20 protein-coding genes are annotated in these 22,176 nt (G+C 64.5%); 12 read left to right on the forward strand and 8 right to left on the reverse strand.

Translation table 11 applies throughout. The features are described 5' to 3' along the window. Positions 1 to 1,939, reverse strand: a 1,939-nt coding sequence (locus AC3WJU_RS18055) for a TPM domain-containing protein (RefSeq protein WP_492260513.1), incomplete at its 3' end; no start/stop codon positions are given. Positions 1,940 to 2,270: 331 nt separating this feature from the next. Here AC3WJU_RS18055 and AC3WJU_RS18060 point away from each other — a divergent pair. From AC3WJU_RS18060 to AC3WJU_RS18085, 6 genes are all read left to right on the forward strand, one after another. Further along, positions 2,271 to 3,926, forward strand: coding sequence for a S1C family serine protease (locus AC3WJU_RS18060; RefSeq protein ID WP_492260514.1), 1,656 nt, complete (start codon positions 2,271 to 2,273; stop codon positions 3,924 to 3,926). Between the two features lie 274 nt (positions 3,927 to 4,200). Then, positions 4,201 to 5,001, forward strand: a complete 801-nt coding sequence (locus AC3WJU_RS18065; RefSeq protein ID WP_284991530.1) for an electron transfer flavoprotein subunit beta/FixA family protein — start codon at positions 4,201 to 4,203, stop codon at positions 4,999 to 5,001. A 14-nt stretch (positions 5,002 to 5,015) separates the two neighbouring features. Then, a complete protein-coding gene (locus tag AC3WJU_RS18070; RefSeq protein WP_492260515.1) occupies positions 5,016 to 5,969 on the forward strand; it encodes an electron transfer flavoprotein subunit alpha/FixB family protein in 954 nt (317 codons plus the stop codon). Positions 5,970 to 5,974: 5 nt separating this feature from the next. Further along, the gene (locus AC3WJU_RS18075; RefSeq protein ID WP_284991534.1) at positions 5,975 to 6,754 is read left to right on the forward strand and encodes a PIG-L deacetylase family protein; all 780 of its coding nucleotides are present in this window, start codon (positions 5,975 to 5,977) and stop codon (positions 6,752 to 6,754) included. A 74-nt stretch (positions 6,755 to 6,828) separates the two neighbouring features. Continuing rightward, complete coding sequence (locus tag AC3WJU_RS18080) at positions 6,829 to 7,374, forward strand: gluconokinase (protein WP_492260516.1); 546 nt, start codon at positions 6,829 to 6,831, stop codon at positions 7,372 to 7,374. Continuing rightward, entirely contained in the window at positions 7,371 to 8,744 is a 1,374-nt protein-coding gene (locus AC3WJU_RS18085) for a GntT/GntP/DsdX family permease (RefSeq protein WP_059387525.1), read from the forward strand. The genes AC3WJU_RS18080 and AC3WJU_RS18085 overlap by 4 nt, the downstream gene beginning before the upstream one ends. Before the next feature lie 90 nt (positions 8,745 to 8,834). On the opposite strand, the gene AC3WJU_RS18090 is transcribed toward AC3WJU_RS18085, so the two are convergent. The 5 genes from AC3WJU_RS18090 to AC3WJU_RS18110 form a co-directional block, all read right to left on the reverse strand. Beyond that, positions 8,835 to 9,596, reverse strand: coding sequence for a MerR family transcriptional regulator (locus tag AC3WJU_RS18090; RefSeq protein ID WP_492260517.1), 762 nt, complete (start codon positions 9,594 to 9,596; stop codon positions 8,835 to 8,837). 77 nt (positions 9,597 to 9,673) lie between these two features. Continuing rightward, positions 9,674 to 10,552 (reverse strand): anti-sigma factor, encoded by an 879-nt coding sequence (locus tag AC3WJU_RS18095; protein ID WP_492260518.1) that lies wholly within the window; start codon positions 10,550 to 10,552, stop codon positions 9,674 to 9,676. A 1-nt stretch (position 10,553) separates the two neighbouring features. Then, positions 10,554 to 11,150 (reverse strand): ECF RNA polymerase sigma factor SigK, encoded by a 597-nt coding sequence (gene sigK, locus AC3WJU_RS18100; protein ID WP_059387527.1) that lies wholly within the window; start codon positions 11,148 to 11,150, stop codon positions 10,554 to 10,556. A gap of 227 nt (positions 11,151 to 11,377) precedes the next feature. Continuing rightward, the gene (locus AC3WJU_RS18105; protein ID WP_059387528.1) at positions 11,378 to 11,845 is read right to left on the reverse strand and encodes a tRNA (cytidine(34)-2'-O)-methyltransferase; all 468 of its coding nucleotides are present in this window, start codon (positions 11,843 to 11,845) and stop codon (positions 11,378 to 11,380) included. Between the two features lie 44 nt (positions 11,846 to 11,889). Then, positions 11,890 to 12,843 carry a J domain-containing protein gene (locus AC3WJU_RS18110; protein WP_284991540.1) on the reverse strand — a complete coding sequence of 318 codons (954 nt, stop codon included), beginning with the start codon at positions 12,841 to 12,843 and terminating at the stop codon, positions 11,890 to 11,892. A 234-nt stretch (positions 12,844 to 13,077) separates the two neighbouring features. Between AC3WJU_RS18110 and AC3WJU_RS18115 the strand changes: the two genes are divergently transcribed. Continuing rightward, positions 13,078 to 13,956: a diacylglycerol/lipid kinase family protein gene (locus AC3WJU_RS18115; RefSeq protein ID WP_492260519.1), complete on the forward strand. Its 879-nt coding sequence runs from the start codon at positions 13,078 to 13,080 to the stop codon at positions 13,954 to 13,956. Here the strand turns inward: AC3WJU_RS18115 and AC3WJU_RS18120 are convergent. Next, positions 13,953 to 14,384, reverse strand: a complete 432-nt coding sequence (locus AC3WJU_RS18120; RefSeq protein ID WP_059387530.1) for a hypothetical protein — start codon at positions 14,382 to 14,384, stop codon at positions 13,953 to 13,955. The genes AC3WJU_RS18115 and AC3WJU_RS18120 overlap by 4 nt on opposite strands. A gap of 90 nt (positions 14,385 to 14,474) precedes the next feature. Between AC3WJU_RS18120 and AC3WJU_RS18125 the strand changes: the two genes are divergently transcribed. Continuing rightward, the gene (locus AC3WJU_RS18125; protein WP_332601939.1) at positions 14,475 to 15,140 is read left to right on the forward strand and encodes a helix-turn-helix transcriptional regulator; all 666 of its coding nucleotides are present in this window, start codon (positions 14,475 to 14,477) and stop codon (positions 15,138 to 15,140) included. Positions 15,141 to 15,235: 95 nt separating this feature from the next. Continuing rightward, positions 15,236 to 16,504 (forward strand): cysteine desulfurase family protein, encoded by a 1,269-nt coding sequence (locus AC3WJU_RS18130; protein WP_492260520.1) that lies wholly within the window; start codon positions 15,236 to 15,238, stop codon positions 16,502 to 16,504. Here AC3WJU_RS18130 and AC3WJU_RS18135 read toward each other — a convergent pair. Further along, positions 16,483 to 17,721 (reverse strand): NAD(P)/FAD-dependent oxidoreductase, encoded by a 1,239-nt coding sequence (locus tag AC3WJU_RS18135; protein ID WP_059387531.1) that lies wholly within the window; start codon positions 17,719 to 17,721, stop codon positions 16,483 to 16,485. The two genes, AC3WJU_RS18130 and AC3WJU_RS18135, sit on opposite strands and share 22 nt — an antisense overlap. Before the next feature lie 238 nt (positions 17,722 to 17,959). Here AC3WJU_RS18135 and mnmA point away from each other — a divergent pair, with 238 nt between their 5' ends. The 3 genes from mnmA to AC3WJU_RS18150 all read left to right on the forward strand — a co-directional run bounded on the left by mnmA (position 17,960) and on the right by AC3WJU_RS18150 (position 22,175). Next, positions 17,960 to 19,081 carry a tRNA 2-thiouridine(34) synthase MnmA gene (gene mnmA, locus AC3WJU_RS18140; protein ID WP_370872699.1) on the forward strand — a complete coding sequence of 374 codons (1,122 nt, stop codon included), beginning with the start codon at positions 17,960 to 17,962 and terminating at the stop codon, positions 19,079 to 19,081. Between the two features lie 261 nt (positions 19,082 to 19,342). Further along, the gene (locus AC3WJU_RS18145; protein WP_059387532.1) at positions 19,343 to 20,971 is read left to right on the forward strand and encodes an ABC transporter substrate-binding protein; all 1,629 of its coding nucleotides are present in this window, start codon (positions 19,343 to 19,345) and stop codon (positions 20,969 to 20,971) included. Between the two features lie 115 nt (positions 20,972 to 21,086). Next, positions 21,087 to 22,175: an ABC transporter permease gene (locus AC3WJU_RS18150; RefSeq protein WP_306961067.1), complete on the forward strand. Its 1,089-nt coding sequence runs from the start codon at positions 21,087 to 21,089 to the stop codon at positions 22,173 to 22,175. Position 22,176 lies beyond the last annotated feature (1 nt).

A 22,176-nucleotide genomic window follows, 5' to 3' on the forward strand; every position in this document is an offset into this window, starting at 1 on the left:
CGCCCCAGCCGCCCCCTCCGCCGTGGAGGATGGAGTTGATGAGGATGCCGCCGAGGATCGCTCCGCCGAGGCCGCCACCACTGCCTCCACCACCGAACATGCCGCCGCGGCCGTAGCCTTGGTTGGCGAAGCCGCCGAACTGATCGACGTCGGACTGGGCCAGTTGCGCGGCTTGTGCAGCGAGCGACTGGGCCTGCTGGGCGTACGTCAGTGCGGTGACGGGGTCATTGCGGGAAATGGACAGGGCGTAGTCGAGATTCCGTTGGGCTTCGGCCAAACGAGTACGGGCCTCGGGGCCAACGCCGCCGCGTCGCGCCGCGATGTAGTCCGAGGTAGCGCTGATCTGGGACTGGGCAGCCATGATGGTCTGCTGGAGCGCGGCTTGCGCGCGCCTTGCCTGTTCCTGCTGGTCACGGATTCCCGAGAGGGACTGGTCCAAGGCTTGGTGTGCCTTCTCCACCCGGTCCAGGGTGGCAATGGGATCGATCTTTCCGCCCTGGATTTCGGCCTTGACCTGCGCCAGTGCGGCTTCGACGCCCGCCACCGGACCGGCCAGCTCCGGGTGTTCGCCGGACTGGATCATCGCTTTGGCCTGGGCCAGGTCCTGGCTGGTCTCCACCACGGCGCCCTCCAGCGAATTCCGGGCTTCGTCGAGGTTGCCCGCCACCTTGGAGATCGCGTCGATCAGGACGTTGGTCTGGTGCAGGCCTTCTTCCGCGGCGCGGACGGCCACAGCGGCGAGGCTGCTCTCACCTGCGGCGAGCTTTTCCTGCGCCGTCGTTGTTGCGTTGTGAACGAAGGCAAGCCGGTCCTTGGCCTGGGTGATGTTGTCGCTCACGTGGCCAAGTGCGCTGTCTGCGTACTTCTCGCGCAGCCCATTGAGCGATTGCTCCGCGCTGCTGATCTTTGCCTCGGCTTCGTTCGCGCCGGCGGCAACAGTGGCCAAAGCCTGCGGCGCGTTCTTCTCCAGCTCGCGCAGGGAGTCGAAATCGGCCTTCTGCTCCCGCAGCGACTCGAGGGCCGCGTCCGAGCGCCGGATGATTTCGCCAAGCCAACTGCGCTGCTGCTCTTCGGTATCCGGGATGTGGTCATCGAGCTGTTGCTGGAGCTTGAACGACTCGGTCATATGGTTCTTTGCTTCCAGCAAGGCCTTGGTGAAGTTCCCGACGGCGGCATCGCCGTATTGCGCCTGGGCGAAGCCGAGTTCCTGCTCGCTGGATTTGATGGTGTCGTCCGCTTCGATAAGCAGGGACCCGGCTTTGCGCCGCAAGTCCGGGATGCTCAAGGAGGCGAGGGGATCGAGCTGTTCGCCCTGCGGGCCGTAGCTCGTTGCGGATGCCTGGCCCTTCTTGCGGCGGTTACGGAAGTACAAGTACGTGCCCACACCGCCGGCCGCGACAACGCCGGCACCGATCAAAACGACTGCACCTGAGTTGCCGCTAGGAACCGTGCCGCTGCCCCCGCCGGCGGCGTCGCCGACGGCGGCCGCAGTGTCGATGGCTGCCTGGGCAAAGTCACGCTTGCCTGCGCCCAGGTTGGCCGCGATGGCATTGGACGAAATGGTTGACCTCTTGGAATAGATCGCACTGGCCGAATTGGGTGCGAAATAATACTGACCGGCCGTGGAGATGGCCAGAATGACGTCAGCCTTGCCCATACCCTTCTTGGTGGCCACTGCCGTGGCCCAGTCTGCGGGCGATGAGGGGTTGTCGAAGGAATTCACCGTGACCACGTACAAGTTGTATTTGTGGTCCTTCAGGAGCTTCTGGATGGCATCCTGGACCTCGCCCTTGCGGTTGCCCAGGACATTCGCGTTGTCCACGATGTTCTGGCCGGAGGGGATGGTCACCGGACCCTCGGCCCAGGCTGCGGTGGCCGGGAGGACCAGCAATCCGGCCAGGCCGATGACGGCGAGTACACGTTTCAACATTGACCGCATGTGCAACCCTTCAGCACGTCTGCGACTGGTCCGGGCCGGAGCAATCGAAACAGAATGCATCAGCGCCCCCACGCATGGTTGTCAAGCGGCAGGTCGCTGTGGCAATTCCACTTGATACTATGGTGCACCTTTTGGAGCGTCCACAGCGGTAAATATGCCGCCAGCGAAACGGGGAGAAATCCTTCCTTCTCCAACGTTGAGGGGCTAGTCGGCGCCATTCGACGGCATAGGGCCAATCCGATGACGGCGTTCAGCAAGCTCCCAGCGAACGTCGACTCTTGATCCAGCAAGAGCGACGATAGTTAAGGGGACGAGGAAGAAAGGAAGTCCCATGACGGAGAACCCAGCACAGGGCGCCGAGCCTGAGAACAATGGCCCCGAGAACCATGGTCCTGAGAGCACCGGCAAGGCGGAAGCGGACAAGCAAGCCAATTCCCAGCCTACGGCCCCGCTGCCGGCATACCAGCCGGGTCAGGATTTCACTGCGAAGCCCGATTACCCGGCGCAGCCCGATTACACAGCGCAGCGGGAGCACACAGCACAGACCCCGGTAGCCCCGGCACCATGGGCCCAAGGCCCGGCCGAAAACGCCACCGAGCAGATCCACGCTCAGCACAGCGCTCCCCAGAACGGAGCGCCCCAACACGGAGCTTCCCAGCACAGCGCGGGACAGCAGCACGCCTACCCGCAGCACCAGCCTTTCTATGGCGGACCGAACCCTGCGCAGCACTATCCCAGTCAGCAGTTCCCCGCCCACCCGGGAGGTCCGGCGGCTAGTCCGAAGCGCAAGCCGGTCTTCGGCGTCGGGACCTTGGTGGCCTGCATCCTGGCAGCCGGTCTCGTGGGTGGAGGCGTGGTGGCCGCCAGCGATCAGTTGTTGAACAGCCGGACCCCGGTGGCGGCCGGCAGCGGCCAGGCGGGAACCGTGATTGTCAACAACACGGACAACGTCAACGCCATCACAGCAGCCGCGGCCAAGGCTACTCCGAGCGTCGTGACCATCATGGCTTCAAGCGGGAGCCAGGGCGGCACCGGTTCGGGCATCATCCTCGACGACCAAGGCCACATCCTGACGAACACCCACGTGGTGACCCTTGACGGTGCCAGCGCCAACGCCGCCATTGAAGTGCGGTTGAGCGACGGACGCGTGCTGAAGGCGACGGTAGTGGGTACGGACCCGCTGTCGGATCTCGCCATCATCAAGGTGGACAACGCTTCCGGCCTCGTGCCGGCCACCCTGGGTGATTCCAGCAAGATCAACGTCGGAGACAACGCCATCGCCATCGGCGCTCCGCTCGGCTTGCCCGGCACGGTCACCGACGGCATCGTGTCCACGCTCAACCGCACCATCAGCGTGGCGTCCTCGGCTGTTCCCAACGGCGGCTCGGACAATTCGCAAAACGGCGGCCAGGGCGGATTCCAATTCGCCCCTCCAGGCGGTGGCCAGAGCCAGAGCAGTGCGGGCCAGGGCACCGTTTCGCTCAACGTGATCCAGACCGACGCGCCGATCAACCCGGGTAACTCCGGTGGAGCGCTCGTCAACACCAAGGGCGAGATCATCGGCGTCAACGTGGCAATCGCTTCTGCCGGCAGCAGCAGTTCTTCGTCTTCGTCCAGCGGCAACATTGGTGTTGGCTTCAGCATCCCGATCAACAACGCGAAGCGTATTGCGCAGGAACTCATCAAGAACGGCAAAGCAACCCACGGGCAGTTCGGCGTCAGCGTTCAGCCTAAGTCGGCAACAGGCAGCAGCTCCGGGTTCTCGATCGGCGCGCAGGTCGCGGCCGTGACCAAGGGCTCCGCAGCTGAGAAGGCCGGGCTCAAGGTGGGCGACGTCGTGACCAAGTTCGCCGGTATAGACATCACCGACCCGGAGCAGCTCACTGCGGCTGTCCGGGAGCAGCCGGCAGGCGCAACAGTCAAGGTGACAGTCCAGCGTAGCGGCCAGTCGCAGGAGCTCGACGTGACCTTGGACGCTGCTCCGTAACAGCTACGGCGTAGCAGCGGATTCCAGCACGCGAACCGACTAGCACGTCGACGACGGCGGGCGGCACCACCGGTGCGGCCCGCCGTCGTCGTGTGCTCTTGCCGCCGTGGCGGTGGCGATCCACGAAACAGGAGTTAACGCGGCGCCGTTGTCCGACTTGTCCCGCAATATGCTTAGCTAGGACGAGCCCGTATGCCGGGCACTCTTGGCCATGCGCCTAGTTGCTGGCCATCCCCGAGTATGGAAGGCTGCCTCGAACACAGTGGGAGATACATTGAAGATTGTTGTTCTGGTCAAGCACGTCCCGGACGCGCAGTTCGACCGACACCTCACCGGCCCAGGCAACACCACGGACCGCGACGAGAGCATCCTGTCCGAACTGGACGAGTATGCACTCGAAGCCGCGCTGCAGCTCAGCGAAGCCCGCGGCGGTGCCAAGGCCGGCAACGAGGTCATCGCCTTGAGCATGGGTCCCGCCGGTGCCGTGAACGCGGTCAAGAAGTCCCTGCAGATCGGTGCCTCCTCGGGAGCGCATTTGAGCGACGACGCCTTGGCCGGCTCCGATGCCGCAGCCACTTCGCTGGCCCTTGCCGCGGCGATCCGGTATCTCGGTGCAGACTCGCCCGTTGACCTCGTCCTGACGGGCATGGCGTCGACCGACGGCGAAACGTCCTTGGTTCCGGCACAGCTCGCCGAGCGGCTCGGACTCCCGCAAGTCACTTTTGCTTCGTCCCTGGAGGTCAACGGCGAACGCATCGTAGCGCGCCGTGACGGTGACGCCCACGCGGACACCGTGGAGGCAACCTTGCCCGCGCTGGTCTCCGTGACGGACCAGATCAACGAACCGCGATACCCCAACTTCAAAGGCATCCTTGCAGCCAAGAAGAAGAAGATCACGGCACTCACCCTGGCCGATATCGGCGTCGATGCCGCGCAGGTGGGCGCCGCGGGTTCCCTGACCGCCGTCGAGACCGCGGAGGCGCGGCCGCCGCGCACTGCCGGCACCATCATCACCGACGAAGGCGACGCCGGCATCAAGCTGGTTGAGTTCCTGGCCGCCCAGAAGCTGCTCTAAGAGGATTCCGACACATGGCAAAAGCACTTGTATTCATTGACAACCCGGGCACAGCGCTCAAGAAGAGCAGCCTGGAACTCCTGACGATCGCGCGTTCGCTCGGGGAAGCTGTGGTCGCCGTCAACGGCGAACTGCACGACGACGTCGCAGCCGCCTTGGGTGCGCACGGCGCCTCGGTTCTTTACCGCCCATCCGCAACGGACCTGGACGACTACCTGGTTGGGCCGAAAGCCGCCTATCTGGCCGCGGCCGTAGAGGCCTCCGGAGCCGGGACCGTCCTGCTGGAGAACACCGCCGACGGCAAGGAAATCGCAGCCCGTCTTGGCGTGAAGCTCAACGCCGGCGTCATCACCGATGTTGTGGGGGTCGACGCCGACGGCACGGCCCACAAATCGGTCCTCGCCGGCTCGTACACCACCACGGCCAAGGCGCGCACCGCCGTCGCCGTGCTCACCGTCAAGCCGAACAGCGTCGACGTCGAGGCCCCGGCCGCGTCAGGCACGCCCGAGGCTGTCACCATCGACGTCCCGGCTGATGCCACCGCGAATGCCGCACGGGTCACCGGGCGTGCGGAAAAGCCTGCCAGCGGCCGTCCCGGGCTCACCGAAGCCCGGATCGTGGTTGCCGGTGGACGCGGCGTCGACGGCGACTTCGGTCCGTTGGAAGAACTGGCCGACGCACTGGGCGGCGCGCTCGGGGCTTCCCGTGCCGCCACGGATGCGGGCTGGATCGGCCATGACTACCAGGTTGGCCAGACGGGCAAGACGGTGTCTCCGCAGCTCTACATCTCGGCGGGCATCTCCGGGGCGATCCAGCAAAAGGCCGGGATGCAGACCTCCAAGGTCATCGTCGCGATCAATAAGGATGCTGAGTCGCCGATCTTCGAGATCGCGGACTTCGGCATCATCGGTGACCTCTTCAAGGTTGTTCCACAGGCCACCGAAGAGATCAAAAAGCGGAAAGGCTGATCCCTTTGTCTTCTGACGCTACGTCAGCAAAGAGCCCGTTCAACGCCTCCACAGAGCGCGTTGAGCGGGTGCTTTGTTTTACCGCCCACCCGGACGACGTCGACTTTGGCGCGGCCGGAACCATCGCTGCCTGGACCGCTGCCGGCGTCGAGGTCAGCTATTGCGTCATGACAGACGGCGATGCCGGAGGTTTTGATCCTGCACACCGCGAAGAGATCATCTCCATGCGCGCAGAGGAGCAGCGACAGGCCGCTGCCCTCGTCGGCGTGACGGACGTGCACTACCTCCATGAGCGCGATGGTTACCTGGAACCGACGCATGGGGTCATCAAGCAAGTGGTGAAACTCATCCGCGAGATCCGCCCGGACATCGTTCTCGCCATGCACCCGGAACGCAATTGGGACCGGATCCAGAAGAGCCACCCCGACCACCTCGCAGTGGGGGAGATCGTGACGCGGGCCGTGTACCCCGCGCTTGAGAATCCCTTCGCGTACCCGGAACTGGCCGAAGCGGGCCTCGAGGCCTTCAAATTGCCATGGCTGTGGCTCTTCGCCGGTCCCGAAACCCGTGAGAACTATTTCGTGGACGTCACCGACCACGTGGACGCGAAACTGGCTGCCATCCGGATCCACGCGAGCCAGCACCCCGATCTGGAAGGCATGGAACGGGCCGTGCGGGGCATGCTCCGGCACAATGCCTCGCGCGCCGGAATGCCCGGCGGGCGCAGCGCCGAAGCGTTCCATGTGGTGGAAGTCAACGGGTCCCAAACCATCGCCGGTTTCTGAAATTGCTGATGTGTAACCTGTGTCATATGCTTAGTCTCGTTTAAATCATATTTAATTGAGAGAGGCAGACTTTGATGGCGAAGACTGCACAACAACCGGTATTGGTGATCATGGGCGTCTCCGGTTCCGGTAAATCGACAGTGGCCGGCGTATTGGCCGGACGCCTGGGCTGGGACCTCGCCGAAGGCGACGACCTGCACCCGGAAGCGAACGTGGCAAAGATGCAGGCGGGGCACGCACTCAGTGATGAGGACCGTTGGCCGTGGCTGGACATCATTGCCGATTGGATCAGGGAGCGTACGGCAGCTGGAAAGCCGGGCATCATCACGTGCTCGGCCTTGAAGAAGCGCTACCGGGACGTCTTGCGCGGCGAGGGCGTTGTGTTCGTCTTCCTCCAGGGGAGCAAGGACAAGATTTCCGACAGGCTGGCTTCGCGCCACGGGCACTTCATGCCTGCTTCGCTGCTGGAATCCCAATTCGATGCGCTGGAAGCGCCCACCGAGGACGAGAACCACATCTCGCTGTGCGTCTCCGCTTCTCCTGCCGAAGAGGCAGACGAAATCATCGAACGGCTCGGCCTTGAGGCACAGCCGGCACACACAACCGGAGATGCAGCGTGAACTGGACCGGGCACGATACCCAACTCCTGGTGGTCGCGGCTATCGGCATCGCGCTGATCGTCCTGCTGATCGCGAAATTCAAGGTCCATCCGTTCTTGTCCCTCGTGCTAGGTTCGGCCTTCGTCGGCCTGGCATCGGGAGTCGGCCTCGACAAAGTGGTCAGCAACTTCGAAGACGGCGTGGGCGGCGTCCTTAAAGAGGTCGGCCTCCTGATTGCCCTCGGCGCCATGCTCGGCAAGCTCCTGGCGGACTCCGGCGGCGCAAACCGCGTGGTGGACACCTTGTTGGAGAAAGCCAGCGGCAACAAGGTGGTCTGGATGATCACTTTGGTTGCGGTCATCATCGGCCTCCCGATGTTCTTTGAGATCGGCCTCGTCCTGCTGCTTCCGGTGATCGTCCTGGTCACCCAGCGCTCGCAGATGAAGCTCATGCGCATTGCCATTCCGGCCCTCGCGGGTTTGTCCGTGCTGCACGGACTGGTCCCGCCGCACCCGGGCCCACTCATCGCCATCAGCGCGGTGAAGGCTGAACTGGGCACCACCCTGGCTCTTGGGCTCCTGGTGGCCGTTCCCACCGTGATCATTTGTGGACCGCTGTTTTCCCGCTTGGCCGCGCGCTGGGTTCCAGTTGATGCTCCTGCGGTGGCCGGTGGCGTCGACACCAAGCACGCCGTCGACCTCAGCGAAGTGAAGCGTCAGCCCAGCTTCCTGGTCACCCTGCTGACCATCATTTTCCCGGTGGTGCTCATGCTGTTGAAGGCCGTCGCGGACATCGTCTGGGCCGATCCCAAGACGGCACCCATGATCCGCACCGTCCTGGACTTCATTGGCCAGCCCCTCGTTGCGATGACCCTGGCCGTGCTCGCCGCCATGGTGACCTTCGGCTACGCGGTCGGTTTCACCGGTAGCAAGATCACCTCCAAGCTCAGCAGCAGCCTCGGACCGATCGCCGCGATCCTTCTGATCGTGGGCGCGGGCGGCGGTTTCAAGCAGACCCTCATCGGTGCCGGAGTCGGTGACGCAGTCAAGAAATGGGCCGAAGGCGCCAACATGTCCGTGCTGGTCCTGGGGTTCCTGGTGGCCGTGGCGCTTCGCCTGGCCACGGGCTCGGCGACAGTTGCCACTGTCACGGCTGCGGGCATCGTGGCTCCGTTGGCAAGCAGCCTGAGCCCGACCCACGCGGCACTCCTTGCCTTGGCCATCGGTGCCGGTTCGCTCTTCCTGTCCCACGTCAACGACGCCGGGTTCTGGCTCGTGAAGGAACTCTTCGGCCTGACGGTCGGGCAGACGTTCAAGACCTGGTCGGTGATGGAGACACTCATCTCGGTGGTCGGCTTCGGCTTCATCATGGTGCTCTCGCTGATCATTTAGCGGGGCTGCTTAGCAGCCGGTACGACGGCGGCCCGTCCCCTGTGTTTCCAATGGGGACGGGCCGCCGTCGCGCTTTTCGGCAAGAGTGCCTTAACTGAGCTTTTGCGCTGCGTAGACCTTGATGCCTTCGAGCAGGTAGGGCGCCAGGCCTACCCGGACCTTGTCGTAATTTGCAGTGAACCGGGGGTCGTCCACGTACATCTGTCCCAGGCCTACGTAGGATTCGGCGTTTGGCGTCCAACTCGCGCAGATCCACTTGTAATGCCGGCCGACGGCGGCCTGGACGTCCGGGTGGTCCGCCGGAAGGGCGGCGTCGAAGCAGTGGGCAAGATCCTGGTTCAGCGCCGCGTACTTTTCCATGAACGCCTGCTTTTGGGCTGTGGTCATCGCCGAGTGCCGGGCGTTGCTCTCGTCGGCGGCACGATCGCCCCAGCGCTCGCGAGCCTCGGCCTCGTAGGGGTTGTTGTCGAAATCCTTGAAGATGTTCTCCGCGGTCATGGTTTCTCCTTGACGTAGTGCTGCGATAGTGGCGTCGACCGTCCGGGACATCCGGTCCAGTCGGTCGCGCTCGGCCAGCAGCCAATCCCTGTGCACGGCAAGTGCCTCCACAGGGTCGGCCTGGCCATCCAGAACTTCGCCGATGGTCTCGAGCCCAAGGCCAAGTTCACGAAGCAGAAGGATCCGCTGCAGTCGCAGCAGCTCAGGCTGACCGTAATACCGGTAGCCGTTGGATCCTGTGTGGGCAGGCTCCAACAGCCCAAGGTGGCCATAGTGACGCAAAGTCCGCGAGGAGACCTTGCTGGCCTTGGCCAGCTCGGAAATGGTCCAGGTACCTGCCTTGTCCTGCTTCATGTATCCAGCGTAGAAGTTGACGTAACGTCAAGGTCAAGCCCTGCCGCAAGAGCCAGCGGCGGGCAGGGCCTCTCGCTCTAGGTGAGAGGTGCTGCAGCGACCGTGGGGAGGGTCGGTTTCTTGGAGCCACCCACGGGTTCAACCGTGATGCCGATGGACGCCGCGCTGGAAATGCCGGAGACAACCGCCGGATGGCTCAATGCCTGGGCATCCATAAGGCCCTGGGATACAGGGTCGGAGCCGTCCTTGGGAATGAGCCACATCTGATAGACCTTGCCGGCCGGGGGAGCGGGAACGCCGTTCATGCGGACTACCACGGCGTTCTTCGAGCTGGAGATGGACACGGTGGCGGTACCGCCACCGTTGACGTCGACGGTGGCTTGACGGACATCGCCGGCCTGCAGCACTTGGTTCACAGGATCGTTCTGACCGGCTACGTAGACGCCGACGCCCACGCCGCCAAGCGCAATCACCGCGGCAGCCGCAGCGGCTGCCACCCAACCACGGACGCCTCCGAAGCGTCGGCGATCCCGTCGGTTCCGGGCGGCGGCGAGGTCCACGACGTCGGGGGCAAAGTGCGTTGCGGTTCCAGTCGACACTTCGGGAACCGACGACGGCGCGGACGCTGTGCCGGTTTGTGCAGTTCGTGGTTGTTCCGGGAGCTGCCGCAGGATGTCCTTCAAGAGCCCGGGCCGCGGTTCGGCCTCGTCGGCGAAGGAAGCGGTGAGGGCTTCGCGTGACTGCCGGACCCGTTCGAGGAATGCCGAGCGTTCAGGCGCCGTGGCAATGTAGTTGTCGATTTCAGCACGCTCGGCGTCGCTCAAGGCGTCGAGGGCATAGATCTCGGCAAGCTCCAAGACGCGGCCTTCGGCAAGGTCAGTGGCTATATCGGTGGCAAACATCCTGCGGAGGCCTTCCTTCCCGAAGTTCCGTTTGTTGTCATCGTGTTCGGTCATGTCAGCTCACCCCCAGGCAAGTCTTGAGTCGGAGAAGTCCATCGCGGATGCGGGACTTGATGGTCGGAATCGCGGCACCGAGTTGTTCGGCGACCTCCCGGTAGGTGAGCCCGCCATAGTAGGCGAGCCGTACGGATTCCAATTGCGTTTCCGTCAGGGTGCCGAGGCAACGGGTGACGGCCTCGGCTTCAAGCCGGCTGCTGGCTTCTTCTTCCACTGAATCGTGGTCAAGGAGTTGGCTCGCGGCGCCGTATTTCGCTTCCCGGTCCGTGGCGGACTGGGCCGAGCGGACGCGGTCGATAGCGCGCCGGTGGGTGATGGTCATGAGCCACGCGAGCGGGCTGCCGGCCTCGGGATCGAACTTGGCCGCGTTCTGCCAGACCTGGATGAACACTTCCTGGGTGGTATCTTCGCTCAGGCCGGCATCCACCAGCACTCGCTTGGCCATGCCGAAGACCCGCCGCGCAGTGAGGCGGTAGAACTCGCTGAAGGCGACCCGGTCGCCGTCGGCCATCAACCCCAGCAACTCCGCAAGCTGCGCATTCGAGCCGGCAATCAGGCCGGGGGCCTCGGGGCCTCCCACATTCGGTGTATCCATCACCGTCCAGCATAGGTTGCTCGTGACCCTGGCAGTACCAGAAGCACTGCGGGTCTTGAGAGTAGTCACCTGTGCCCCTTCCGCGGCCGTCGCCCACCGGCCCTGCTTCGCAGGCCAGCTGCCTGCCCAGGCTGTTGGCCTGCATAGGGTATTCGGCGCAGGGGGAGCTTTGGATGGGTGACCCGCGGAGGTGACCTAGTGGATGTCCGGGCGGACGAGCAGGCCCGCTAGAGCTTCGCGCCCGCAAAACCGTGTTGGCGCCAGGCTTCATACACCGCGATAGAGGCAGCGTTGGCAAGGTTCAGCGAGCGCAGGGACGGCAGCATGGGGAGCCGGACGCGGGCCGTGACGTGCGGGTCCTGCTTCAGCCAGTCCGGAAGCCCGACGGACTCGGGTCCGAACATCAGGACATCGCCCTCTTCGTAGGCGATGTCCGTATAGGAGGATTCGCCGTCGGACGTGAACGCGAAGACGCGCTCGGGCTGCAAAGCCGCCCATGCGGCCTCGATGTCCTTGTGCACCGTGACCACCGCCAGGTCGTGGTAGTCGAGTCCTGCTCGGCGCAGCTTCGCGTCGGAGAAGTCGAAGCCCAACGGCTCCACGAGGTGGAGCTCTGCGCCGGTGATGGCGGCGAGCCGGATGGCGTTTCCCGTGTTGCCCGGGATTTCAGGGGTGTGGAAGAGGATGCGGAACACGTATCAATCCTAGCCAGCGAAAATACGGGGTGGCTCCTGCGGGCTCAGTGCATGCCGCGGAGCAACCGGGCAAGAACCGGGACAACCACGGTGTTGGGCACGGGGCCCGAACTCAGGAACTGCTTGAGGCCGCGGGCCAAACCGGAGGCGTTGACGATTTGCACCGAACCGAAGTCCCCGTCCTGGCGCCGGTAGTGGTCGATGACCGGCTCGTGGGGGTTGCCGTCCGGGCTGTGGACGACTACCCAACCTGTTACATTCAGTTCGGGGAAGATCTCCTGCATGTGGCGAACGATCAGCTCGAGCTGGGGCGGTGGCACCGAACGTCCGCCGTGCTTGAGCGCCACCCCGTCCCAGGCATAGGCGCCCTTGGGCAGCAGCATGGAACCGATGAGCGCCAGGCGGTAGCCGGCGAGGAGGGCGTGGTCGATGTGGCTGTCGTCCGAGGGGGAGCGGAGCCCGTTGACGAGCCGGGCCGACGGGATGGCAGGCAGGATCTGGCGGCTGATGAGCTGGACTGTCCGCATTTCGCGCTGAATGCGGGCTTCGGCCCCGAAGATTCCACGCTTCCGGGGAATCCCGTGGATCTGCAAGGCGGCCTCGCCCTTGGAGAGCAGGGGCACCTCGTGGGGATCATCGAAGGGCGGGACATAGACGGGGGCGTCGCCGGCCGTGTTGCGCGGGGTGTTCGGCCTGTGGACGCCGGTGCGGGTTTCCGGCCCTGGAGCGCCGGTCCCGGCGTAATCCGGCCTTTGCGCCGGGAAAGGGTTCGCCCTGCCGGAAGTGCCGCTGGCGTACCGCCGGTCGTACTCTGCGCGTCGTTTGGGGTCGATCAGGGTCTCGTACGCGAGCGTGACCTGCCGAAAGACCTCAGGATCCCCGCCATGGTCCGGATGGGCGTTCCTCGCGGCCTTCCTGTAGGCCACTTTGATCTCCTTGTCCGTCGCGGTGACGGGAACCCGGAGGATCTGATAGTGGGAACTGCTGCCCTGAGCCAACCACGGGCCTTTCTCTGGGATTCTGAAGTTTCCCGCCGTCCCGGTGCGGAGCGGCGATCTTGGCAAGTCTAGCCAGCCCACCATGAGAACGACGGCGGCCCGGGCTTTAGTTCCCCGGATCACGCCCGTGCCGGTGGCATGATTCATGCTGTGAACTCCCCGGCCGGCCCCGATCATCCCATTCACCTGCCAAGTACCGGCCCCCACGGGCTGAACGGATCTCTCCGAAGGATCGTGCTGGCGGTCAATCCAACCGCAGCGTTTGGACGGCACGCCCTTGCCGGGGACGAAGCCGCCCGCTGCCTCCGCGAGGCGGGTCTCGACGTCGTCGTACTTCGGCGCGACAGCATGGACGCCCTGCGGGAAGCGGTGGACGAAGCGCTTCGCACAGGCGCCGAAGCCTTGGTGGTGGTGGGCGGCGACGGCATGGTCCATCTGGGCGTCAACTCACTGAGCGGGACCGGGTTGCCGCTCGGGATTGTTCCCGTGGGTACGGGAAACGACGTAGCCCGGATGCTTGGGCTGCCTCTGCAGGATGTCGAGGGCTCCTGTGCCCGCGTGATTTCGGCGCTCGCCGACGGCGGCCGGGTGCTCGACGCCGGCCGCATCACCATCGGCGGACGAACCATGTGGTTTGCGGGAGCTGTATCGGCGGGATTCGACGCTGCCGTCAATGAACGGGCAAACTCCTGGAGGTGGCCCCGCGGTGCACTCCGCTACACCCTGGCGATGCTCCGGGAGCTTGGATCGTTCCGGGCCATCAACTACACCGTGACTGCCGACGGCGCGGAAACGAAGGAAGGCGCCATGCTGATTTCGGTGGCCAACGCCCCATCGATCGGCGGCGGCATGCGGATCGTTCCGGATGCCGCGCCCGACGACGGGTTGCTGGATCTGTTTATCGTCAAGCCGTTATCCCGGCTGGCCCTCCTCGCTGTCTTCCCCAAGGTCTTCTCCGGCCGGCATACCTCGCACCCGGCGGTGGAAATCCGCCGGGTGCGTTCAGTGCGGCTTGCCGCCGAGAATGTGGTGGCCTACGCCGATGGTGAGCGGATCGGCCATCTTCCCTTGGACATCGACGTGGTTCCGGGCGCCCTGCGGGTATTGGCCTAAGCCTGGCCGTCAGCTTGCGAGGCGACGGCCAGGCGGTTGAGCGCGAGTGCGCCCACAAGCAGGCCGAAGTCGCGGAGGGCGACGTCGAAGAAGTTGCCCAGCACCAGCAGGTTCACGATGATGCCCAGAAGCCAGACCGCCACCAGGAGCGAGCCAAAGCGTGGCCGGACCGCCACCGCAATGCCGGCCACAATCTCCACGACTCCCACGATGTACATGAAGGTCTGGGCCGGGACCGGAATGACGGAGGTGGCCACGGGCGCCAGGTAGATCGTCCAGTGGGTGAGCAGGTTGGTGAACTTGTCCAGGCCGAAAATGATCGGCGCCACGGTGAACACGGTCCGGAGGAGCAGGAATGCCTGCCGCTGGGGATCCATGGACATGAGCGATCCGGTTTTCGCCTGGGCCGGGGATGATGCAGTGTTCATGATGCCTTCTTTCTAAAACTGGATACTTTGATTTTAGAAAGTCCAAAGGAATTAAGCAATGAGTGTTGATTTTAGAGTTAAGCTTGATGCATGACCGGACTTCCCTGGCTGCGTCGACTCTCCGCTTTGGCATCCCTCGACGACGGCAACCGCCGCCGCCTGTACGAGCACGTCTGCGGGGCACGCGACGCCGTCAGCCGGGACGACGCCGCGATGGCCCTCGGGCTTCCCCGCAGCACGGCCTCCTTCCATCTGGACCGGCTGGTCCGCGACGGACTCCTGAGTGTTGAGTTCCGCAAGCTCGGCGGCAAGGTCGGTCCGGGTTCCGGGCGCCCGGCGAAGCTGTATTCACCTGTCGTTGAAGAGATCGGCGCCTCGGTTCCGGAGCGCCACTATGACCTCGCCGGTGAAGTGATGGCTTCTGCCATCCAGAACCTGATGGCGAAGGGTGGTTCCCCCCGCGAAGTGCTCCTCGAAACCGCCTACGCCCGCGGCCGCGAGGCCGGCAGTGCGGAGCCGCATTTCGAAGATGTCCTGGCAAGCTACGGTTACAGGCCGGAACCTGACGACGACGGCGGGTACTCCCTGGTCAATTGCCCGTTCCACCGGCTGGCCGAAAGCCACACGAGCGTCGTCTGCGCTATGAACGGCGCCTTCCTCAGCGGAGCGGCGGCCGTCTGCGGAATTGCCGAGGAGCGGATCGCCGACGACAACCGCGAAGGCCATTGCTGCGCCAAAATCCGTCCGGCATCCTGATCAGTCCGGCGGACTAGTCCCGATCGGAGAAGCGGCCCGTAAAGGCGTCTTCCGCCGCCGAAGCCCGGATCCGCCTGTCTCGATAGACTTGGGTAGTGCCTGTTTACCTGGACCATGCCGCCACCACGCCCCTTGCCGCCGTCGCCCTCACCGCCATGACCCGCGAGCTGGCACGGACCGGCAACCCGTCATCGTTGCACGCTTCCGGACGGCGTGCCCGGCGATCCGTCGAAGAGGCGCGGGAAGCTATTGCGGCTGCGGCCGGGGCGCATCCTTCCGAGCTCATCTTCACGTCCGGCGGCACCGAGGCAGACAATCTCGCCGTCAAGGGGATGTATTGGTCCCGCCACGACGAAGACGGCCGCCGCAAGCGGATCCTTTGCTCCGCCGTCGAGCATCACGCGGTGCAGGACACCGTCGAATGGCTGGAACGGCACGAAGGGGCCGAGGCTGTGTGGCTCCCCGTCGATTCCCAGGGCGTCGTGCGGCTGGACGCTGTACGGGCGGAGATCGAGCGTGATCCGGGATCGGTAGCCCTGGTCACCGTCATGTGGGCGAATAACGAGGTGGGCAGCATCCAGCCTGTCAAGGAGATCGCGGAAATCGCTGCCGCCCACGGCATCCCCGTGCACTCGGACGCAGTCCAGGCTTTCGGCTCGATTCCGCTGGGCTTCCGCGAATCCGGACTCGCCGCGATGTCGGTCTCAAGCCACAAAATCGGCGGCCCCGTGGGCGTGGGTGCCCTGTTCCTGGGGCGGTCCACCAAGGTCACCCCTGTCCAGCACGGGGGAGGGCAGGAGCGCGACGTCCGCTCGGGAACGTTGGACACGGCGTCGATCGCGGCATTCGCCGCCGCAGCGGAGTGGGCGGCCCAAAACCTCGTGGCAGAGCGCGAGCGGATCAGCGCCTTGCGTGACCGGATCATCGACGGGGTCCGGGCCGCGATTCCCGAAGCAGTGCTGCGCGGCGCGCCCGGCGACGCCCGGCTGCCCGGCAACGCCCACTTCACGTTCCCGGGCTGTGAAGGCGATTCCCTGCTGTTCCTCCTGGACCTCGCGGGCATCGAATCATCCACCGGATCCGCCTGCACGGCAGGAGTCCCCAGGCCCTCGCACGTCCTGCTTGCCATGGGGTTGGACGAGGACACCGCCCGCGGGGCACAGCGGTTCAGCCTAGGGCACTCTTCGAACGACGCCGACGTCGACGCCCTCCTCAAGGCCCTGCCTGACGCGTATGCCCGGGCAAAGCTCGCCGGAATGGCCGGCCACGAGTCCAGCATCCAGACCGCAGGCACAGCGGCCCGCGGCCACGGTAGCGGCTCCTCCGGCGGTCCGGCCGGCCATCAGCTCGCCGGCAACAACTGATCCAGCGGAACGGCAGGATCAGCCAGGCGGTCCACATCCACCGGGATGCGCCCTGAAATGAGTGCCTTGACGGGCTTTTGTACCCGTTGCTGGTTGACGCTCATGCCCGCCACGACGGCGCCATCCCGTAGCCAGAACGCGAGGAAGGTGTTTTCCTCCAACGCGCCGCGGATGACGGGCACGGAACCTGCCGTGAGCGTGGGATATCCCCAGTACTCCATCGAGACGTCGAACTGGTCCGTATAGAAATACGGGACCACGTCCAGCATCGCGTCCTGTCCCAGCATCGCTTTGGCGGCGACCTTGCCGCCGTTGAGGGCGTTGGACCAGTGCTCGCTGCGGTGGTGCTCGCCCGTGAAGGGATGCAATGCATTGGCAACGTCTCCGGCTGCGAACACGTCCGGACTGCTGGTCCGGAGCGAAGCATCCACCACGATTCCGTTGCGGATCTCCAAGCCGGCTGCTTCGGCCAGGGCCGTATCCGGAACGACCCCGACCGCCATCACCACGAGGTCGGCAGGGAGGACCTCGCCGGAGTTCGTGACAACGGCGCTCGCCTTGCCCCCGACGCCGGTGATTTCCGCGGCGCTCGCGGGGAGCCGGAACTGCACGCCGTGCTTTTCGTGCAGGCTGCGGAAGAAGCCTCCCAGTTCGGGTCCGATGGCGACGCCGAGCGGGACGTCTTCCAGTCCCAGCAAGGTCACGGCGTTTCCGTAGCTGCTCGCGGCCGCGGCAAGCTCCATGCCGATCCAACCCGAGCCGATCATCACCACATTCCGGCCTCCTCCGGACAGTTCTTCCTTGAGCCTGCGGGAATCATTGAAGGTGCGGAACGTCATGACACCGGCAAGATCCGAACCGGGGAGCGGAATCCGGCGCGGCTGCGCCCCCGTGGCGATCAGGAGCTTGCTGAACGGAAGCCCGGTTCCTGATCGCAGATGCACCGTGTGGGCGGCAGGATCGGCAGCCGCGACCGCCTCGCCAAGGAGGAGTTCGACGTCGTTCTCCCCGTACCAGCCGGCCGCCAGCACCGGGACGGTATCCTCGCCGGCCTTGCCCAGGAGGAACTCCTTCGAGAGTGGAGGGCGCAAGTAGGGCTGTTCATTCTCGGCGCAGACCACGGTGATGCGGCCCTGGAATCCTTCGGAGCGCAGTGTCTTGGCAGCCGTGGCGCCGGCCAGTCCGCCGCCTGCAATCAGGATGTGTTCGGTGTCCATGGTGACTCGATTCGCGGGGCGTTGGCGGTTCGCATGCGCGGGCTGCGTGTGCGTCAACGCGCGCGCAGCCGCGATCTAAAACTGTTAGTTTTGACTTTAGAATCGTCCGGGATGCTGGTCAAGGCATTTTTGGGGCGGATTCCCGCGGGCGCTAGAATAGTTGGGCGCGCTTACTCACTTCAGCCGCAATTCTTCCCCCCACCATCAACAGAAAGCCAGCATGCGAGTTCTTGCAGCCATGAGCGGCGGAGTCGACTCCGCTGTTGCCGCCGCCCGCGCCGTCGAGGCCGGGCACGACGTCGTCGGCGTCCACTTGGCGCTGTCCCGCATGCCCGGAACGTTGCGCACGGGCAGCCGCGGGTGCTGCACCATCGAAGACTCCCGCGACGCCTGGCGTGCCTGCGACGTGCTGGGGATTCCCTACTATGTCTGGGACTTCTCGGAGCGCTTCAAGGAAGACGTAGTCCAGGACTTCATCGATGAATACGCGGCCGGCCGCACTCCCAATCCCTGCATGCGCTGCAACGAGCGGATCAAGTTCGCCGCCCTGCTGGAGAAGGCCATCGCCCTGGGCTTCGACGCGGTCTGCACCGGCCACTACGCCAAGGTCATCCAGGACGCGGACGGCAACCCCGAACTCCACCGCGCCGCAGACTGGGCCAAGGACCAAAGCTACGTACTCGGCGTCCTGACCCACGAACAGCTCAAGCACTCCATGTTCCCGCTGGCGGAGACTCCCTCCAAGGCCGAGGTCCGCGCAGAGGCCGAACGCCGCGGCCTGTCCGTGGCGAACAAGCCGGACAGCCACGACATCTGCTTCATCCCGGACGGCGATACGGCCGGCTGGCTCGCCGAGAAGATCGAGATGACCACCGGCGACATCGTGGACGAGGCCGGAACCAAGGTAGGGGAGCACCCCGGAGCCAACGCCTTCACCGTAGGCCAGCGCCGCGGCCTCAAGCTGGGTACCCCGGCCGCTGACGGCAAGCCGCGCTTCGTGCTGGAAATCCGGCCCAAGGAAAACAAGGTGGTCGTCGGGCCCGAAGCCCTGTTGGCCATCGACGAGATCCGCGGGATCAAGGTGTCCTGGGCGGGCCTGCCCATCGCCGAGGTGGCTACCGGCGCCGAGTTCGATTGCTATGCGCAGGTGCGCGCCCACGGCGATCCGGTACCCGCGAAGGCCTCGGTCGAGCGGCATGTCGACGACGCCGGCATCGAGCGCGAGGGCCTCGTGGTGACCCTCGTCGATCCCCTCCGCGGAGTGGCCCCCGGTCAGACCATCGTGCTTTACCAAGGCACCCGTGTCCTCGGCCAGGCAACTATCGACGTCGCCCGGTCGCTTCAGCGCGCGGAACTCTAAGCCCGGCCGCGCTCCGCAGCGGGTGAATCCGGGTCCGCAAGACTGTTAGCGCTAACGGGCCTGTTTCATCAGCGTCCAGTGCGGCCTGCCGCTTTCCCCTAGCCGAGTATGCGCCAAAAGAAAAGTAAATTTTGTGTCTCAACTCACAAAATCAAACGTTTCACCAGAAAAGCTTCTGATTGAATCGTGGAGTCAGGAGTATGCGCTCCTAAGAAATTACCGACGGCGGTTCGCCGTATCCATCGAACAGAAAGTTCACTGATGGCATTGAACAAAAAAGCCTTGCGAAGCGCTATCGCGTTCGCGGGCATCTCCGTATTCGCTTTGACGGCCTGCACGGGCCCGGCGGGCGGCGGCGGTTCAGCTTCCTCAGCTGCCAGCGGTCCGATCGCTTATGGCACCACCGATAAGGTGACCGCACTCGATCCCGCAGGCTCGTACGACAACGGTTCCTTCATGGTGATGAACCAGGTCTATTCCTTCCTCCTCAACTCGAAGCCAGGAAGCGCCGACCCCGTTCCGGACCTGGCAGCGTCGGCGTCGTTCACGTCGCCCACCGAGTACACCGTCAAGCTGAAGCCCGGACTCAAGTGGGCCAACGGCCACACGCTGGACTCCACCGACGTCAAGTTTTCCTTCGACCGCCAGCTCAAGATCAACGACCCCGCTGGTCCGGCAAGCCTGCTCGAAAACCTGGACAGCGTCACCACCCCGGACGCCAACACGGCCGTTTTCAAGCTGAAGCTCGCCAACGACCAGACCTTCCCGCAGATCCTCAGCAGCCCGGCCGCGCCGATCGTGGACCACCAGGTCTTCCCGGCCGACAAGCTCCTTTCGGATGACGACATCATCAAGGCCAAGGCGTTCTACGGCCAGTACACGATCGACAGCTACAAGAAGAACGAGCTCATCAGCCTCAAGGCCTACCCTGACTACCAGGGTGTCTTGGGCAAGCCGGCCAACGACGCCGCAACGATCAAGTACTACGCCGAGCCGACCAACATGAAGCTGGACATCCAGCAGGGCAACATCGACGTTGCGAACCGAAGCCTCAGCGCCACCGACGTCGACGACCTCAAGAAGGACTCCAAGGTCAAGGTCAACGTTGGTCCCGGCGGCGAGATCCGCTACATCACGTTCAACTTCAACACCATGCCGTTCGGCGCCAAGGCAACCGGTGCAGACCCGGCCAAGGCACTTGCCGTGCGCCAGGCGATCGCCAACCTCGTTGACCGCCAGGCAATCGCCGACCAGGTCTACAAGGGCACCTACCTGCCGCTGTACTCCAACGTCCCCAGCGGTTTCCTGGGCGCCAACGAGTCGTTCAAGGATGCCTACGGCGACAACGGAAAGCCGAGCTTGGACAAAGCCAAGAAGGTTCTTTCCGATGCCGGGGTCAAGGACGTCGTCACGCTGAACCTCCAGTACAACCCGGACCACTACGGCAAGTCCTCGGGCGACGAGTACGCCATGATCAAGGACCAGCTCGAGAAGTCGGGCCTCTTCAAGGTGAACCTGCAGTCCACCGAATGGGTGACCTACAGCAAGGCCAGCCGCGCCGACGAGTACCCGCTCTTCCAGTTCGGTTGGTTCCCCGACTTCAGCGACCCCGACAACTACCTCACCCCGTTCTTCCCGAACGGCGGCTTCCTGAAGAACCACTTCAACGACCAGGCCGTGACCGACCTGATCAACAAGCAGCTGACCACCACGGACAAGTCGGCTCGCGAATCCACCATCAAGGACGCCCAGAACGCTCTGGCAAAGGACATTTCCACTTTGCCGCTGCTCCAGGGTGCCCAGGTTGCCATCTCGGCGAAGGGCGTGAACGGCGTCGACAAGACGCTTGACGCTTCCTTCAAGTTCCGACTGGGAACTATTTCAAAGTAAGCAGCCGGTAGGGGGAGGCGGGTGCCAACAGGTGCTTTGCCTCCCCTTATTGCTGATTGCCTCACATTTTGAGCAAAACCCCGCGCGATCCGCGGGCAATGAACTTTAGGTAGCAATGACAACACTTATAGAGGTGCCCGACGTCGAACCGGACGCGGTCGCTCCCAAGAGTAAATCAGCGGGCGGGGGTCTCGGCAGGTACATCGTGGTCAGGTTCTTCCTGATCATTCCCACGATCTTCATCCTCGTCACTCTGGTCTTCTTCCTCATGCGGGTCATCGGAGACCCCATCACCGCAGCCCAGGGCGGCCGGCTTCCCCCGGATGTCCTGGCGCAGCGAATCCACGACGCCGGTTACGACCGGCCGATCATCATCCAGTACTTCGAATACCTGGGCCAGTTGATCACCGGTAACTTCGGCACCACCATCACGGACCGGCGGCCCGTCGTCGAAATGCTGTCGACCTTCGGTGCAGCCACCCTTGAGCTCTCGATCAACGCGCTCATCGTGGCGCTCGCGGTCGGCATCCCGCTAGGCATGATCGCCGCGCAACGGCGCGACAAGGCGTCTGACGCTTTCCTTCGCTGCTTTGCCATCCTCTGCTACGCCACTCCGGTCTTCTTCTCCGGACTCCTGCTGAAGCTGACGTTCTCCGTTTGGCTCGGATGGCTCCCAGTGGCCGGTCGCGTATCCACCCGCACTGAGCTGACCATGGGCCAACTTGCCGCTCCCACCGGCATTTACTGGCTCGACGCCCTGCGCAGCGGCAATCTCACGGCACTCGGCGACGTCGTGTCCCACGCCGTTTTGCCCGCTATCGCGTTGGGCCTCCTGACCGCGGGTGTCTTCCTGCGACTCGTCCGGACAAACGTCATCGGGACCCTGGGCAAGGATTACGTCGAGGCCGGCCGTTCCCGCGGCGTCAGCGAGTTCCGACTCGTGACGAAGCACGCCTACAAGCCGGCGCTTATCCCCATCATCACCGTCATGGGCTTGCAGATCGCCCTGATGCTCGGCGGAGCCGTACTCACCGAGACCACCTTCGAATGGAAGGGCCTTGGCTACCAGCTGGTCCAATACCTGAACGCGAGGGACTTCGTAGCGGTCCAGGGCATCGTGGTGCTGCTGGCCGTCATCGTCGCATTTACCAACTTCGTCGTGGACGTCGTCGCCGCGCTGATCGACCCGCGAGTGAGGTACTGAC

This window comes from Arthrobacter sp. FW306-1B-F12A (genome assembly GCF_058781865.1).